The following is a 17190-nucleotide window of genomic DNA, read 5'->3' as shown; positions in this document are numbered from 1 at the left end:
ATCCAACGCACGATATTACCCTTACACAACGTTTAGTAAAACACAACACTGTTGTTAATTATTTGTAAAATTCAGCTATCAAATTATCAAAATAATTAACATTTGTGGTTGACATTTAACCAGTTCAAGGTCAATCCTATTCCAAGTCGCTGACAAATTTGTCGCCAAACAATAGGTGAATAAATCATGGAAAAGATAACGAAATGGATTGAGAGTAATAGGATTACTGAGGTGGAATGCCTCATACCTGATATTACTGGTAATGCGCGAGGTAAGATCATGCCCGCCAAAAAGTTTCTTCGAGAGGGAGGTATGCGCCTTCCCGAAGCGGTTTTTTTCCAAACAGTAACTGGTGACTGGCCTGATGACGAAAGCATGATTGATTTAACAGAGAAGGACATGCTTTTGGAACCAGACCCGGATACGATTCGTTTTGTTCCCTGGACTAAAGAGCCGACAGCGCAGGTCATCCACGATTGTTACACTGTGGACGGTGACCCTGTCGATATCTCACCCCGCGCCGTATTACGCCGTGTATTAGATCTCTACAAAAAAGAAGGCTGGAACCCAGTTGTGGCTCCAGAGCTCGAATTCTTCTTAGTTAAGAAGAACCTCGATTGGGATTACCCACTTGAACCGCCAATTGGTCGTAACGGTCGCCCTGAAACGGCTCGCCAGTCTTTCAGTATCGATGCTGTTAACGAATTTGACCCGATTTTTGAAGATATGTACGACTATTGTGAAGTACAGGAGTTGGATGTTGACACCCTGGTGCACGAATCTGGTGCCGCGCAAATGGAACTCAACTTTGACCACGGTGAGCCACTTGATAGGGCTGACCAAGTGTTCTTGTTTAAGCGTACGGTACGTGAAGCGGCATTAAAACATGATGTGTATGCGACCTTTATGGCAAAACCAATGGAAAATGAGCCAGGTAGTGCGATGCATATTCACCAGAGTCTAGTGGATGACAACGGTCAGAACCTGTTTGCGAATGATGATGGCTCTAACAGTGAACTCTTCATGAACTATATCGCTGGTATGCAGAAATACACGCCTGCCGCAATTTCGTTTTTTGCGCCGAATGTGAACTCCTACCGCCGTTTGGTATTTGGTGAATCTGCGCCTACCAACGTGGCTTGGGGGGTGGACAACCGCACCGTTGGATTGCGAGTACCTATTTCAGATAGAAATTCTCGTCGAATCGAGAACCGCTATGCGGGAGCTGATGCTAATCCATATTTGGCGATGGCACTCACCCTCGCTTGTGGTTATTTGGGCATGAAAGAGAAGCTCACACCAACGCCAGAATGTACAGGTGATATGACAACTCAACCCTATTCTCTGCCACATACGCTGGAAGATTCACTGGTGTTATTGGAGCAGAGTGATGAGCTTCGTGAAATTTTAGGCGATCGTTTTGTAGCGGCTTATGTCGCCATTAAGCGCAAAGAATACAAAACGTTTTTCCAAGTGATCAGTTCATGGGAGCGTGAGTTCCTATTATTGAACGTGTAAATCATGACTCGAGCCACTTGGCATTATTGGCCTGGTGACTTGAGACAAGGTGAGCTAGTTTGTGGTCAGTTTACCGAGTTTATATCGATATCTGAAAAAGATGAGAGTTAACTATGTCTACATGGATTGAGCAAGACAGTGCACATTGTTTGCACCCTTTTACTAACTTTAAGTCATTAAATGCAAAAGGTTCTCGCGTCATTACTAAAGCTGAGGGCGTTTACATTTACGATGAGGACGGTAACAAAATTCTTGATGGTATGGCTGGGCTTTGGTGTGTAAACCTTGGCTATAGCAGTCAACCGCTGATTGATGCCGCTACTGAGCAGCTAAAGGAACTGCCTTATTACAATCTGTTCTTCCAGACCACTCATCCGCCGGCAGTAGAGCTTTCTACCTTACTGGCTGAAATCACGCCAGAGGGGATGAACCATGTCTTCTTCACAGGCTCAGGTTCTGAGTGTAATGACACCGTACTGCGCATGGTTCGCCATTACTGGGCAAGCAAAGGCAAAGCCAGCAAGCAAACCGTGATCAGCCGTCATAACGCTTACCACGGCAGCACCATGGCCGGCGCAAGCCTGGGTGGTATGAAGTTTATGCATGCGCAAGGTGGTTTGCCACTACCCAATATCGTTCATATCGATCAGCCTTATCACTTTGGTGAAGGTCAGGGGCAAGATGCCAACGAGTTTGGTCTAGAGCGTGCTCGCCAATTGGAAGCCAAAATTCTTGAGTTAGGTGAAGGTAATGTTGCTGCCTTTATTGCCGAACCGATTCAGGGGGCAGGCGGCGTGATTATCCCGCCAGATAGCTATTGGCCAGAAATTCAACGTATTTGTGACAAATACGAAATCCTATTGATCGTCGATGAAGTCATATGTGGCTTTGGTCGTACTGGTGAATGGTTTGCCAGCCAAGCGTTCAACATCAAACCCGATCTGATGTGTATGGCGAAGGGCATTACTTCGGGCTACCTGCCTCTGGGTGGGGTAATGGTTCGCGACCACGTAGCAAAAGTGCTGACTGACGCTGATACAGAGTTCGCTCATGGCTTCACTTATTCAGGTCACCCGGCAGCCTGTGCAGTAGCCATTGCCAATATTAAAGAGATGCAGCGACTCAACGTCGTTAATCAAGTGCGCGAAGAGATCGCTCCATACTTTGCCAAGCGTTGGAGTGAACTGGCACAGCATCCGTTGGTCGGTGAAGCTCGATGTAAAGGTTTGGTTGGTGCGATTGAACTGGTTGCTGACAAACAGACCAATCAGCGCTTTGACAAAGATCTCGACGTAGGGACTCGCTGTCGAGAGCACTGTTTTGACGCAGGCGTTGTCTTACGAGCGGTGGGCGACTCAATGATCTGTTCACCACCACTGATCATCAGTAAAGACGAAATCGATCAACTGGTCACTAAAGCGAAACAAGCTTTAGATAACACGTTGGCGGACGTCAAGTCTTAGTCGGTCACGTACACGAGCAACAAGCAAGAGGAACGGAGATCCAAATGGTTAAACTAAAATCATATATCGGCATGGCGCTGGGAGCAGCAATGGTTACTGCACCGGCATTAGTGCACGCTGGCGAAGAGAAAGTTCTTAACGTTTATAACTGGTCAGATTATATCGCGGAAGACACGATTGCCAAGTTTGAACAAGAGACTGGTATTAAGGTGGTTTACGATGTTTTCGACTCTAACGAAGTGTTAGAAGCGAAAATTCTCTCAGGTAACACAGGTTTCGATATTGTGGTGCCGAGTAATGACTTCCTTGGACGTCAGGCAAAAGCGGGTGCGTTCCAGAAGCTGGATAAAAGCAAGCTGAGTAACTACAAGAACTTAGATCCTAAACTGATGGCAATACTGGCGGATACCGTCGATCCTAACAACGATTACTCGATTCCATACCTATGGGGTACAACAGGTATTGGTTACAACATCGAGAAAGTGGAAGCGATCCTTGGTAAAGATGCGCCCGTTGACAGCTGGGATCTGGTCTTTAAACCAGAGAACATGGAGAAGCTGGCTCAGTGTGGCGTTGGTTTCCTGAATGCACCATCGGAAATCATGGCTGCGTCACTTAATTACTTAGGTAAAGATCCAAACAGTACCAAAACCAGTGACTACAAAAAGGATGCGCTTGCCCTGCTTAAGGATATTCGTCCGTACGTTACCTACTTCCACTCATCTCAATACATCAATGACTTAGCAAATGGTGATATCTGTGTTGCTATCGGTTGGTCTGGTGATGTTCTGCAGGCGGCCGATCGCGCAGCTGAAGCGGATAACGGGGTAGAAATTGCTTACTCTATTCCGAAAGAGGGCGCACTTGCCTGGTTCGACTTAATGGCGATCCCTAAAGAGGCGAAGCACCCTGAAAACGCTCACTTGTTTATCAACTTCCTGATGCGTCCAGAAGTGATTGCTGAAATCAGTAACTACGTTTGGTATGCAAACCCGAACTTACCTTCGCGTGAGTTTATTGATCAGGAAATCTTAGATGATCCAGGTATCTACCCTACGCCAGAGGCACAAGAGAAGTTGTACAGCTCGAAAATGTTGCCACATAAGGTTTCACGAACTATTACACGTGCGTGGACTGACTTTATTAAAAACTAAGTTGTAAGGCGGGCACTTTCGGGTGCTCGCCGCTGTAGGGAGAAAGATATGAGTGTGATGTCTATTGAAACCGAGCTAGTGCATAGCCATACAAAATCTAAACCGCCTAAACCCTTGTTAGAAATACGAGGTTTGACCAAGAACTTTGATGGCTATGTTGCGGTAGATAATGTCGACCTGACCATCAACCAAGGTGAGTTGTTTGCCTTATTAGGTGCCTCAGGTTGCGGCAAATCAACACTACTTAGAATGCTAGCGGGTTTTGAACAGCCTACGGAAGGGCAAATTATACTCGATGGTGAAGACTTAGCGAATGTCCCGCCGTACCGTCGTCCAGTCAACATGATGTTTCAATCATACGCTCTATTTCCCCATATGACGGTAGCCAAAAATATAGCTTACGGGCTAAAGCAAGATGGCATGCCAAGCAAAGAGATCGACGCGACAGTAAAACATATGCTTGATTTGGTGAGGATGACAGACTATGCCAATCGTAAGCCACATCAGCTATCTGGTGGACAGAAACAAAGGGTGGCCTTGGCGAGAAGCCTAGCGAAGAAACCTAAGTTACTACTTCTTGATGAACCAATGGGTGCGTTGGACAAAAACCTTAGAGAAAAAATGCAGCTTGAGGTTGTGGATATTCTTGAGAGCGTTGGCGTGACATGTGTCATGGTGACACATGACCAAGAAGAAGCCATGACGATGGCGAGTCGCATTGCCATCATGAACAAAGGTCAGTTTGCTCAAATCGGTTCTCCCGAAGCCATTTATGAACACCCTAACTCAAGATACACCGCTAGATTCATTGGTTCAGTTAACGTATTTGAAGGTGTTTTGGAGACCAACAACAACGATAGCGCAACGATTGCTACACCGGATCTCCCTTCTCCAATCCGAATTGCACACGGTGTATCTGGTGCTCCAGGGATTCCTGTTTATATCGCCATACGCCCCGAGAAGATGATGCTGTGCGACAAACCATCCAACGCGGAGAACTCCTGCTCTGGTGTTGTTGAAGATATCGCTTATATGGGCAATCAGTCGATTTACCATGTGCGCTTAGAAAGCGGTAAATTGGTGACCGCCACTTTGCAAAACACTAGCCGTCATCGCAAAGAAATGCCGACTTGGGAGCAAAGGGTCAACCTATGCTGGGAATTAGAAAGTAGCGTGGTACTTAAGATATGAAAACTCATGCCAAATTGAACTTCTGGCGTGTGGTTCCGACGCCGAAGTGTCTATTACTATCGGTACCCTATGGGTGGTTATTGCTGTTTTTCCTGCTACCTTTTCTTATTGTGTTCAAAATCAGTTTCGCCGAAGCACAAATTGCTATCCCGCCATACAGTGAGCTATGGAGCTATGCGGAGCAGCAAATACAACTGTTGCTCAACATCGGCAACTATCAGTATCTGGTGGAAGATGATCTCTATATCTCGTCATATCTAGAATCGATTCGCATCGCACTAGTGTCGACCGCTTTATGTTTGTTGATTGGTTTCCCGATCGCTTGGGCGATTGTTCACTCAACACCTGCGACTCGAAACATCTTACTGATGCTAATCATTCTACCGTCATGGACCAGTTTCTTGATTCGAGTTTATGCGTGGATAGGCATCCTCAAAAATAATGGATTGCTTAACAATGTCCTGCTGTCGTTAGGAGCCATTGACGAGCCATTAAAAATACTTCATACCGATGCTGCCGTTTACATAGGGATTGTTTACACCTACCTACCTTTCATGGTTTTGCCTATCTATACCGCTTTAATGCGCGTCGACTATTCGTTGATCGAAGCGTCTAGTGATTTAGGTGCGAAGCCATACACGACCCTATTTAGCATTCTTGTCCCACTCACTCGTGCGGGGATCATTGCTGGCTCGATGTTAGTGTTTATTCCTGCTGTGGGTGAGTTCGTTATCCCTGAGCTCCTTGGTGGGCCTGATTCGATATTGATTGGTAAAGTTTTGTGGCAAGAGTTTTTCAATAACCGAGATTGGCCCGTGGCGTCAGCAGTGGCTATTGTCATGTTGTTACTGTTAATGATTCCGATACTGTGGTTCCACCGTTATCAGAAACGTGAGTTGGAGGCAAACTAATGGATGCGATTCCTGTATATAAAACCAAATGGAAGTGGGCGATACTCGCGGCAGGTCTTACGTTTCTATACCTACCGATTCTAATCCTCATTATTTACTCGTTTAACGAAAACAGATTGGTAACGGTTTGGTCAGGTTTCTCAATCAAATGGTACTTTGAGCTTCTCGAAGATGACCTATTGATGGGAGGGGTTAAACTGAGCCTGATGATCGGTTTCTTGTCAGCCAGTGCAGCTGTTGTGCTTGGTACTATCGCTGCTTTTGTCTTAAACCGGTTTGGTAAGTTCAGAGGTGAAACCGGTTTTGCCTTTATGATCACCGCTCCACTGGTTATGCCAGAGGTGATTACCGGCTTATCCTTGCTATTGCTCTTTATAGCGCTAGGGCAAGTGTTCGACATCTTCTCACAGCGAGGCATGTTGACGATATGGATAGCGCATGTGACTTTTTGTACGGCTTATGTCACCGTTGTAGTCAGTTCTCGTCTACAAGAAGTGGATCGATCGATTGAGGAGGCGGCGATGGATCTTGGCGCGCCGCCTTGGAAAGTCTTCTTCCAAATCACCTTACCCACTATCGCACCAGCAATTCTCGCTGGATGGTTACTGGCATTCACATTGTCATTGGATGATTTAGTTATTGCGAGTTTTGTTTCGGGGCCAAGTGCTACAACCTTACCTATGGTGGTGTTCTCTAGCGTTCGTTTAGGGGTCAGCCCGAAAATCAATGCTCTAGCGACCCTCATCATATTGGCGGTAGCGTGTGCGACCTTTGTCGCTTGGTGGGTGATGGCGAAAGCAGAAAAACGTCGGCAACTTGAGATGAAACTTGCTGCTCAATAGTGCTGTTCAAGGTGGTGTGGTATAGCTTGCTATGCCATCACCTTTATTTATAATTGTTGGCTTAATTTTGCGTAGTGATAATCAATTTGTATCATTAGTGTTGCAATGACTTTTTCAGAGGATAGGCCATGGATGTTGGTAAACAACTCAAAACAATAAGAACGATGCGCGGACTGTCTCAGAGAGAGCTTGCAAAGCGCAGCGGTGTCACCAACTCAATGATTTCCCAGATTGAGCAGAACCTCGTTAACCCGTCTGTCGGTTCCTTGAAGAAAATCCTTGATGCGATTCCTATTTCAATGGGGGAGTTTTTTACCATTGAAATTGAAGCGAAAGACGATATCTTCTTCACCGTCGATCAAATGGCTGATTTAGGTGATGGCAAAATAAAGATGCTGTTGGTAGGCGCTAAACGTGAGGGCAGGCAGCTGGCTATTCTGCGTGAGTTTTATCCACCGGGTACGGATACTGGACCGGACTTCTTGCAGCATGATGGTGAAGAGGGCGGGATAATCATTAGTGGTGAAATTGAAATAACTGTCGGAAGTAAGACGCAACTGCTTAAAGCAGGCGACTCTTACTACTTTGAAACCAAGAAGCCTCATCGTTTTAGAAACCGAGGCAAAGTTGAATGTGAACTGATTAGTGCGGCTACGCCACCCACTTTCTAAAGCCATTTCTATATTTCTACTCAACCGAACCTCATGATTGTCCTGTGATACCCTTGAAAAAGGTATCACAGGCTTTGTCATTCTAGAGACGGCTCGCGTTAATCCAACTCTATCCATGTCGACTTCATTTCGGTGTATTTATCGAGTGCATGAAGTGATTTGTCACGGCCGTTACCGCTCTGTTTATAGCCGCCAAATGGCATTGTCATATCACCGCCATCCCAGTTGTTGACGAATACGGTACCCGCACGAAGTGCTCTTGAGCAGCGTACAGCGGTTGAAATATCGGCAGTCCAGATACCGGCTGCGAGACCGTAGTCGCTGTCGTTGGCGAGCTCAATGGCTTCTTCTATCGTGTCGAACGTCGAGACACACAAAACGGGGCCAAAAATTTCTTCTTGGAAAATGCGCATATCACGAGTGACTTCTGTAAAAATCGCTGGTTGGATAAAGTAGCCCCCCGTTTCCTGACGCACTGGCTGACCACCACTGATCAATTTCGCCCCCTCTTGTTGACCGATGTCGACATACTCTAGAACACGTTTGAACTGAGATTCATCGACAATTGCGCCCACACGGGTCGTTTCTGATAGGGGGTCGCCTGGTTGCCAATTCTTGACGTTTTCGAGCAGCAGTTCGATGAATTGATCCTTGATGGAAGAATGAACCAATAAACGGGACCCAGCAGTACACACTTCCCCTTGGTTGTAACAAATGGCAGAAACGGCAGTCGCCGCAGCCTTAGCAAGGTTCTTAACATCGTGGTTGACAATATGAGGACTCTTACCACCACACTCCATAAAGGCGCGTTTAAGGTTTGATTGACCTGCAAATGCAAGTAACTTCTTACCAACAGCGGTCGAACCCGTAAAGGTGATGCAGTCGACATCGTTGTGCAGTGCAAGCGCTTGGCCTGCTTCATGTCCAAAGCCTGGTAAGACTTGTAACACGCCATCAGGGATGCCTGCTTTTTTGGCAAGCTCAGCGAGTAAGATCGCCGTCAGTGGCGATTTCTCTGAAGGCTTAATGATGACGGAGTTGCCCGTTGCTAGAGCGGGACCGATTTTCCATGCGGCCATCACTGTCGGGAAGTTCCAAGGAACAATAGCAGCGACGACACCAAGTGCTTCTCTGGTCACGAGAGCGAGCGCGCCTTCTGTTACAGGGGCAACTTCGTCATACATTTTATCAATGGCTTCTGCATTCCATGCAATACAGCGAGCTGTCGCAGGCGCATCGTAACCGATAGCATCACCAATTGGTTTCCCCATGTCCAGTGACTCTAAAAGAGCAAACTGCTGTTGGTGAGCGTCGATTTCGTTAGCATAGTTTAAAAGGATGGCCTTTCTTTCCGCTGGTGCAAGCCCTGCCCATACACGACTTTCGAAAGTTTGGCGTGCAACTGCGACGGCGAGGTCGACATCCTGTTGATCACATCGTGCCACAGAGGCGAGAACACGGCCGGTTGCAGGGTTGATGATCTCAAATGTATCACCACTTTTTGCGTCTTGTAGCTGTCCATTGATAAACGCCTGAGTCGAAAACTTGATCGTCTCTGCCTTGTTCTGCCAGTACATAGTATCCATATTATTGCCTTATCCTTAAAAGCTTGCTGGTGAATTCGCGCTAATAATGACGCAGTCTTCTTCAGCCGTGTTTCTAAAACGGTGAGGACGGGTGCTATCAAAGTAGTATCCATCCCCTACATGGAGGGTAACGGTATTGAGATCGACGGTAAGCTCAAGTTGACCCTGAACGATGACACCACACTCTTGTCCTTCATGAGTGAGCATTTCCTCACCGGTGTCAGCATTCGGTTTGAGAGTTTCTCTCAGCATACCTATATGACGATCACCGTGGAAATGTCCGACTTGTCGATAACTAATTTCTCCTTGGCCAATTTCTGGTTGTTCCTCTTTGCGAGTGTAAAACTGTTCAGGTTGTGGATCGTCTATAGCGAAAAACTCCGCCATAGAGGTTGGTATCTTACTCAGTAACTTGCTCAAAGAGGCGACGGATGGGCTGACCGCGTTACTCTCTATTTGAGAGATGAAGCCATTTGTTACTCCAGCACGCTTTGCCAACTCGCGTTGAGATAATCCGGCTTTCTCGCGTAAAGCTCTAAATCGAGTGCCGATTTCTGTATCCATGATATGAATCCTCCTAAAACATCTGTGATTATTAAATTAAACACGCTTTGATGTTTATTTCATCATATTTAACCCGTAACGTTTAAAATTTAAACATTGCATGGCGTAAATTTCCAAGCTATAGTCGTTTTTGTTAAGTATTTTATAACATGGTTTTAACATTATGGTTAGGCGTTTATTAAAAAAAACGCCTTGATCGATATCACAGACAACAAACTCTTAGTCATTGATTGAGGAAATGCACATGCAGGATCTCGCAAAAACACACAACTTAGACGCATTTTGGATGCCGTTTACCGCCAACTCGCAGTTTAAACAATCACCACGGATGATGGTGTCAGCTGAGGGGATGTACTACCGCACAGACGACAACCGCAAAGTGCTCGACGGTACAGCAGGGCTATGGTGTTGTAATGCAGGACATGGACGCAGAGAGATCAGCGAAGCCGTGAGTCAGCAAATCCACAACCTAGATTTTGCGCCGACATTTCAGATGGGCCACCCGTTGCCATTTCAGTTTGCTGAAGAGCTTGCGGAGATAGCGCCAGCGGGGCTGAGCAAAGTCTTTTTTACTAACTCAGGCTCGGAATCCGTCGATACCGCATTGAAAATAGCTTTGGCATACCAACGTACAATTGGTCAAGGGACGCGAACGCGACTGATTGGACGTGAACGAGGCTATCACGGGGTAGGATTTGGTGGTATTTCCGTGGGGGGAATCGTCAATAACCGCAAAACCTTCGGTAGCCTTCTGACTGGCGTAGACCATCTTCCTCATACACTCAGTATTGAACACAGTGGGTTTAGCCGTGGTCTGCCAGAATATGATCCGGGTTGGGCAGAAAGCTTGCAAAATATTGTCACGCTTCACGATGCGAGCAATATCGCCGCTGTGATCGTAGAACCAATCGCAGGCTCCACTGGGGTTATCTTGCCGCCAAAAGGCTATTTGAAAAAGCTAAGAGAGATCTGTACCCAGCACGGTATCTTACTCATTTTTGATGAGGTAATTACTGGCTTTGGTCGCCTTGGTAGTCCATTTGCTGCACAAGAATTCGATGTGATTCCAGATATCATCACCAGTGCTAAGGGATTAACCAATGGTGCAATTCCTATGGGCGCAGTATTTGTTCGTGATGAAATCTACGATGCGATGGTAAGCCCAGAGAGTCAGGCGATAGAGTTGTTCCACGGTTACACCTATTCAGGTCATCCAGTGGCTGCCGCAGCGGGATTAGCGACGCTTAATATCTATCGTCAAGAGAGTTTATATACTCGCGCTTCAGAACTTTCCCAATACTGGGAAGATGCAGTGCATAGCCTAAAAGGGCTACCGCATGTTATTGACCTGAGAAACTATGGATTGGTTGCTGGTATTGAGTTATCGAGCATTGCCGGAAAGCCGGGTTCGCGAGCGTTCCAAGTTTTCCAAGCGTGTTACGAGAAGGGTGCGTTGATTCGTGTCACAGGGGATATCATTGCCCTGTCGCCACCACTGATTATCGAGAAACACCATATTGATGAACTGTTTAATATCTTAAGTGATGTGCTGAGCACGATTGAATACAAGGAATAATTATGTCGATTTTAGTTTCAAACTTTATAAATGGATCGGTAGTTGAAAGTAAAAGCACTCGTAGCGCGGATCTTTTTAATCCGGCGACGGGAGAGCGACGTGGTCAAGTGCAGCTATCTACAGCCCAAGAAGCTGAAGAGGTGGTTCAAATAGCGAAAAAGGCACAGGTTGAATGGCAAGCGACACCGCCACTCCAGCGTGCGCGAGTGATGTTTAAGTTTAAGCAGCTATTAGAAGACAACGCAGATAGCTTGGCGACCTTGATCACGCAAGAACATGGAAAAGTGCACAGCGATGCACTGGGTGAACTGACTCGAGGTCTCGAAGTTGTTGAGTTCTCATGTGGTATTCCGCACCTGTTGAAAGGTGAACACTCACTTAATGTTGGTCGTGAAATTGACAGTTATTCAATGATGCAGCCAGTGGGTGTTTGTGTTGGTATCACCCCTTTTAATTTCCCAGTTATGGTTCCGCTTTGGATGATTCCGGTCGCGTTGGCTTGCGGTAACAGCTTTATCTTAAAACCGTCAGAAAAAGATCCGAGTGCAGCAATGGTGTTGGCGGATCTTCTCAAACAGGCAGGTCTACCAGACGGTGTATTTAATGTTGTCCAAGGCGACAAAGAAGTCGTTGATGCGCTACTTGAATCACCTGATGTTGCAGCGGTGAGTTTTGTCGGTTCAACGCCGATTGCTGAAGCGATTTATGCAAAAGGTAGTGCAAATGGTAAACGCGTTCAGGCGCTAGGTGGCGCGAAAAACCACTTAGTTGTGATGCCAGATGCTGATTTAGATCAGGCTGTAAACGCGATTATGGGCGCGGCATATGGTGCGGCAGGTGAACGTTGTATGGCAATTTCGGTTGCCGTAGCGGTGGGTGATGAGGTTGCAGATCGCTTAGTCGAAAAACTTAAACAGAAGGTTGAGGCGCTACGCGTTGGCCCAGGTATTGGTGTAACACCTGAAAATGAAATGGGTCCTTTGGTCAGTGAGCCACACAAAAATAAAGTGGTTGACTACATTCAGTCAGGTGTAGATCAAGGCGCGACACTGGTTGTTGATGGGCGTAACTTTGATGCCGGTTCTCCTGGTTACTTCGTCGGTGGTACGCTATTTGACAACGTGACGGAAGACATGACCATCTATAAAGAAGAGATCTTTGGTCCCGTTCTTTCAGTAGTGCGAGCCGATGATTACCAGCATGCCGTTAATATGATTAACCAACATGAGTTTGGAAACGGGACAGCGATCTTTACTCGTGATGGCGATACGGCGAGAAACTTTACAGAACAGATTGAAATTGGCATGGTAGGTGTAAATGTTCCAATTCCAGTGCCAATGGCGTTCCATAGTTTTGGTGGCTGGAAGCGTTCAATCTTTGGACCACTCAACGTTCACGGCAATGATGGCGTACGTTTCTACACACGTATGAAGACTGTGACAGCACGTTGGCCTAGAGGTCAAAGGGATAGTGAATTTGTTATGCCAACCATGAAATAGGTGAACAATGAAGATAGGAATCATTACTTGTGGGCACGTAGCCCCACCGTTGTCAGACCTCTACGGTCAGTACTTCGATATGATTGCCGCTTCTCTCCATGAAGTGAACAATCAGTTTGAGTTTGTTGATTTTGATGCAACTCAGGGGGGGCTGCCGTGCCTTGACGAATGCCACGGTTTTATCATTACAGGTAGTGTTCACAATGCTTATGATGACGATGCTTGGATCCTTGGTCTCATGGAGTGGATTCGACGGTGTGAGGCTGTTCGTCGACCATTAGTCGGTATCTGTTTTGGTCATCAGGTTATTGCTAGAGCACTCGGTGGCACAGTGATGAAGTCTGAAAAAGGCTGGGGACTGGGTAGTTACCCTGTCAATGTAAACGCGCAGAAGAAGTGGATGAACCTATCCATGGATAGCGTGCGTATGCTGGTCAGTCATCAGGACCAAGTGGTGATAGTTCCTAAAGGTGTTAAGGTTATCGCAGGTAATGATTTTTGTCCTAATTTTATGCTGGTGAAAGACAACCACATTTTTACTGTGCAAGGGCACCCTGAGTTTAGTAATGAGTTCACTGGCAAGCTGGTTGAAAAGCGTCGCGAAATCATTGGTACTAAAAAGGCTGATGAAGCTTTGCGTCAACTGGAACAACCACAAGATTCGGCACTGATTCTCCACTGGATTGATTCGTTCCTAACCATGGCGGAGCAAGCAGAGCGGACTCATAAGCTGCATAAAGTGCTATAACTTTACGTCTTAGTCGTAACCTAAAAACCTATCAACTTTCGGAGTTGGTAGGTTTTTTTGTTTTACTGACACTTTGTAGGTATTGGTTGTCCCAAGAAATTATTGGAAATGGTTGATTCTGAGCTGACTTATTGGGAATCTGCGCTCAGGCGCGGAGTGACACCTCAGTTCGATGAGGTTCGTCGTTTTGGCAAGATGTGTACTAGCGTCAAAAGGGGTCTTAGCCGAAATGGGCTAATATAATTTACCTTCTCCCTTTAGAACTGCTCTGCTGTAAACTAACTTTAAGGTTAGTAAGGGCAAGATAGGGAGCATTCACAATGCGACGACTGGTGTGCGTTATTTTCGCGTATTTTGTGTTCTTTAGTGTGAGTTTCGCTGAAGACGATCTACGTGAAATATCTTTCTATACCGAATCCTACCCGCCAGCAAATTTCATAAAAGACGGCCAGGTAACGGGTTATTCGATCGACATTCTTTTGGCCGCAAGCGAACTGGTTGGAGAGCCGATAGAACTTAGTCAGGTGACGCTACAACCTTGGGCGCGCTCTTATCGGACGGTTTTAACGAACAAAGACTCAATCCTTTTCTCAACCACGCGCTCTGAACATCGAGAGAATCTTTTTAAGTGGGTTGGGCCAATTCTTGATATCAAAGTTGTGGTGCTAGCGCGCAAAGATTCAAATATAAAGATTAATTCGCCTATGGATATGGCCAATTACCGAATTGGTGTCATTCGTGATGATATCGGAGAACAGAGCCTGCTTTCACTTGGTATTCCTCGCAACTCAATGCAAGAAGCTTCCTACGTCACTGTGTTGGCGGAACAGTTGATGAAAAAGCGCATCGATCTGTTTGTCTATGCTGAGCGAGCGGCGTATTGGTGGACAAGGCAAGCCAAAGTTGACCCAGATCTGTTTGAACCTGTTTATGTCGTGAGTGAAGGTGAAGTCTATTTCGCAATTAACCGAGACACAGACGACGCGATCGTCGAAAAATTGCAAAAAGGGCTCGACATGCTCAAGGAGAAGGATGCGGCTGGACGTAGTCAATATCAAGATATTGTTGATAAATACTAGCTACGAGAAAAAGTAAAAAGGGCACCTGAATGATGCCCTTACTGCTTATACTTTTGCTTTCTTGACAAAATAGGGGTTATCAAACTTCTTCGCAGGGCCAATTTCAGAAACGACCAGTTTATTCCATAGCTGGACATCAAACTCACCTTTAGGGATTGAGGGATAAAGCGTTTCTACCTCTTCCATTGCAAAGCGAAGAAATTGCTTTTTCTTTATTTGATTGTACTTTCGTGCGACGCGGTTGTGTTTTGAAATCCACTCTTGCTTGAACGCGATGATACCAGGTTCTGCCTGCTCTAAAGGAACACGAGACAGATAAACTCGTTTGTAGGACACCTTTCTATCCAGCATGGTACGCATCGCCGTTTGAATATATTTCCCGTGATGCGTCACTGAAATATCATTATTGTCGAATAATTGAACGCTCCAGCCCGTTGGGGAAAAATCAGGTTTACGGTACTGCTTGTTCCGCACTTCGATTGCTTGGTGCATGACAATATCTGACGTGCCATTAAAGGTTTGTTGCCATTTTCCAATGCGGATCTGCACTGCTGTGGGCAATCGATAAATATTGGTAAATTTATCCTGTTCCATACTTTTATACACTAATTAGCGTCGATGATACAAAAAACAAGTAAAGTGAGGGGCGAGAGAGCCGCCTTGGGTTCAGCGCCGTAGGTTAACCGCCTTAGTGTAGTGAAAAGCGTGCTTTCCTGCTAGTGGCCTAGGTCAATATTTGGTTAGAGTGTGACGGCTTAGGCTAGCGTTGATAGCAACAAATGTTGCTTCCTAATTTTGTTTGCGGTCATGAATAACAAAAGCCCTTACCAGAGGATAAGGGCTTAGGTGATGTTTAATCGTAGATAGTCGGGATTGGTTGGCGCTTATGCTGAGTTACCGTGTAAATATGAATTAGACGCTCAGTCACCTCTGGAGAGACAGGCTTTCCTTCGAGGAAATCATCGATTTGATCGTAAGTTAGGTTTAAAGCATCTTCGTCAGCTTTTTGAGGCGCAAGTTCTTCCAAGTCTGCCGTTGGAACTTTTTTCACTAGAAGTTCAGGGGCACCCAGTGTCTCAGCGACTTCTCGAACTTGACGCTTGCTTAGGCCGAATAGCGGAGCCATATCACATGCGCCATCGCCAAACTTAGTGTAGAAACCGGTGATGTTTTCTGCTGAGTGATCCGTGCCGATAACCAAGCCACCGACGTAACCTGCGATTTCGTATTGTGCCACCATGCGAGCGCGAGCCTTGACATTCCCTTTGACAAAGTCAATTTTTGCTTTGTCTTGCGGTAGAAGCCCAGTGCCTTCAAGTGCGGTGTGGCTTGCAGCGTGTAATCCGTCAACACCTGATTTGATATTGACTGAAACAGAATGTGTCGGTTGGATAAACTGGAGAGCTAACTGAGCTTCGTCTTCATCTTTTTGCTCGCCGTAAGGTAAGCGAACGGCGATAAACTGATAGCCACCGTTGGATTCTTCGTTAAGCTGGTCAACAGCGATCTGAGCTAGACGACCGCAAGTCGTGGAGTCTACGCCACCACTAATGCCAAGAACGAGGGATTTACAACCCGCTTCTTGGAGCTTTTTTTTGATAAAGTCGACGCGGCGGTTGATTTCAAAGTGAGGGTCGATTGACGGCAGAACGCGCATTTCATCGCGAATCAACTGTTCCATTATGTTTCCTTCCTGCAAGCAATGTAGTTTAAAATTTTGTGGTAATCCTGATAGCCTTAACAGGTCTATCTCAGCAAGACTTATCTCAACTGAAGTGGACGTGTTAAAGTCACCTTGCTATATCATACCTCAATCAAAGAATTAGAAAACTGTGATCACAGTTTTCGCCACAGAGTGAAGAACAAAATGAGCAAAATTGCAGTATTTGGAAGTGCTTTTAATCCGCCTAGTTTAGGGCACAAAAGTGTTATTGAGTCATTAGGCCACTTTGACAAGGTTTTGCTGTTGCCAAGTATTGCTCATGCTTGGGGAAAACAGATGCTGGATTATTCAGTCAGATGTGAGCTGGTGGGTTTATTTATAGAGGATTTGTTGGTCTCTAACGTTGAGTGTTCGACAATCGAAGAAACATTATATAAACCGGATGCCAGTGTTACGACCTTCGCTGTACTTGAAGCGCTGCAAGCTCAGTATCCGGACAGTCAACTGACCTTTGTTATGGGGCCTGATAACCTGTTCAACTTCGCCAAATTCTATAATGCGCAAGAGATAGTAACTCGTTGGTCGTTACTGAGTTGCCCAGAAACCGTCCAAGTAAGAAGTACAGATATTCGTCAGGCTCTGAGTGAAAAACGGGATATTTCTAACCTGACGACTGAAAAAGTGTGTCGCAGATTAGCCGAAATGGAGTATTATTAAACGGGCTG

At 46.0% G+C, this 17190-nt stretch carries 16 protein-coding genes; 12 read left to right on the top strand and 4 right to left on the bottom strand.

The features are described from left to right. The first annotated feature begins 186 nt into the window (after window positions 1-186). The 7 genes from DA100_RS01620 to DA100_RS01590 all read left to right on the top strand — a co-directional run bounded on the left by DA100_RS01620 (window position 187) and on the right by DA100_RS01590 (window position 7750). Window positions 187-1518: a glutamine synthetase family protein gene (locus tag DA100_RS01620; RefSeq protein WP_138970558.1), complete on the top strand. Its 1332-nt coding sequence runs from the start codon at window positions 187-189 to the stop codon at window positions 1516-1518. 113 nt (window positions 1519-1631) lie between these two features. Beyond that, on the top strand, window positions 1632-2981 hold the full coding sequence (locus tag DA100_RS01615) for an aspartate aminotransferase family protein (protein ID WP_138970557.1): 1350 nt from the start codon (window positions 1632-1634) through the stop codon (window positions 2979-2981). A gap of 44 nt (window positions 2982-3025) precedes the next feature. Then, window positions 3026-4135, top strand: coding sequence for an extracellular solute-binding protein (locus DA100_RS01610; protein WP_138970556.1), 1110 nt, complete (start codon window positions 3026-3028; stop codon window positions 4133-4135). Window positions 4136-4183: 48 nt separating this feature from the next. Next, window positions 4184-5326: a putrescine ABC transporter ATP-binding subunit PotG gene (gene potG / locus DA100_RS01605; RefSeq protein ID WP_138970555.1), complete on the top strand. Its 1143-nt coding sequence runs from the start codon at window positions 4184-4186 to the stop codon at window positions 5324-5326. Next, complete coding sequence (gene potH, locus DA100_RS01600; RefSeq protein ID WP_138970554.1) at window positions 5323-6237, top strand: putrescine ABC transporter permease PotH; 915 nt, start codon at window positions 5323-5325, stop codon at window positions 6235-6237. Before potG ends, potH begins: the two co-directional genes overlap by 4 nt. Then, on the top strand, window positions 6237-7079 hold the full coding sequence (locus DA100_RS01595) for an ABC transporter permease subunit (RefSeq protein ID WP_138970553.1): 843 nt from the start codon (window positions 6237-6239) through the stop codon (window positions 7077-7079). Before potH ends, DA100_RS01595 begins: the two co-directional genes overlap by 1 nt. A 128-nt stretch (window positions 7080-7207) precedes the next feature. Next, a complete protein-coding gene (locus DA100_RS01590) occupies window positions 7208-7750 on the top strand; it encodes a cupin domain-containing protein (RefSeq protein WP_138970552.1) in 543 nt (180 codons plus the stop codon). 98 nt (window positions 7751-7848) lie between these two features. Here the strand turns inward: DA100_RS01590 and DA100_RS01585 are convergent, their stop codons facing one another. Together DA100_RS01585 and DA100_RS01580 are read right to left on the bottom strand one after the other, a co-directional pair. After that, window positions 7849-9336 (bottom strand): aldehyde dehydrogenase, encoded by a 1488-nt coding sequence (locus DA100_RS01585; RefSeq protein WP_138970551.1) that lies wholly within the window; start codon window positions 9334-9336, stop codon window positions 7849-7851. Between the two features lie 15 nt (window positions 9337-9351). Next, window positions 9352-9900 (bottom strand): cupin domain-containing protein, encoded by a 549-nt coding sequence (locus DA100_RS01580; protein ID WP_138970550.1) that lies wholly within the window; start codon window positions 9898-9900, stop codon window positions 9352-9354. A 244-nt stretch (window positions 9901-10144) separates the two neighbouring features. Here DA100_RS01580 and DA100_RS01575 point away from each other — a divergent pair, with 244 nt between their 5' ends. The 4 genes from DA100_RS01575 to DA100_RS01560 all read left to right on the top strand — a co-directional run bounded on the left by DA100_RS01575 (window position 10145) and on the right by DA100_RS01560 (window position 14802). Next, window positions 10145-11476, top strand: coding sequence for an aspartate aminotransferase family protein (locus DA100_RS01575; protein ID WP_138970549.1), 1332 nt, complete (start codon window positions 10145-10147; stop codon window positions 11474-11476). Window positions 11477-11478: 2 nt separating this feature from the next. Beyond that, window positions 11479-12975, top strand: coding sequence for a CoA-acylating methylmalonate-semialdehyde dehydrogenase (locus DA100_RS01570; RefSeq protein ID WP_138970548.1), 1497 nt, complete (start codon window positions 11479-11481; stop codon window positions 12973-12975). Between the two features lie 7 nt (window positions 12976-12982). After that, a complete protein-coding gene (locus tag DA100_RS01565; RefSeq protein WP_138970547.1) occupies window positions 12983-13723 on the top strand; it encodes a type 1 glutamine amidotransferase in 741 nt (246 codons plus the stop codon). Window positions 13724-14043: 320 nt separating this feature from the next. Beyond that, window positions 14044-14802 (top strand): transporter substrate-binding domain-containing protein, encoded by a 759-nt coding sequence (locus tag DA100_RS01560; RefSeq protein WP_138970546.1) that lies wholly within the window; start codon window positions 14044-14046, stop codon window positions 14800-14802. Window positions 14803-14847: 45 nt separating this feature from the next. Here DA100_RS01560 and DA100_RS01555 read toward each other — a convergent pair whose 3' ends face one another. Beyond that, the gene (locus DA100_RS01555; protein ID WP_138970545.1) at window positions 14848-15396 is read right to left on the bottom strand and encodes a hypothetical protein; all 549 of its coding nucleotides are present in this window, start codon (window positions 15394-15396) and stop codon (window positions 14848-14850) included. Window positions 15397-15655: 259 nt separating this feature from the next. After that, the gene (gene nadE / locus DA100_RS01550) at window positions 15656-16483 is read right to left on the bottom strand and encodes an ammonia-dependent NAD(+) synthetase (RefSeq protein WP_138970544.1); all 828 of its coding nucleotides are present in this window, start codon (window positions 16481-16483) and stop codon (window positions 15656-15658) included. A 186-nt stretch (window positions 16484-16669) separates the two neighbouring features. On the opposite strand from nadE, the gene DA100_RS01545 reads away from it, so the two are divergent. Further along, window positions 16670-17182 (top strand): nicotinate-nicotinamide nucleotide adenylyltransferase, encoded by a 513-nt coding sequence (locus DA100_RS01545; RefSeq protein WP_138970543.1) that lies wholly within the window; start codon window positions 16670-16672, stop codon window positions 17180-17182. Window positions 17183-17190: the final 8 nt, after the last annotated feature.

Source organism: Vibrio sp. Hep-1b-8, from assembly GCF_006124995.1.
In the GTDB taxonomy this organism is placed as follows: domain Bacteria; phylum Pseudomonadota; class Gammaproteobacteria; order Enterobacterales; family Vibrionaceae; genus Vibrio.
Note: the sequence above shows the minus strand (reverse complement) of the source record. Positions and strands in the feature narration are given on the sequence as shown.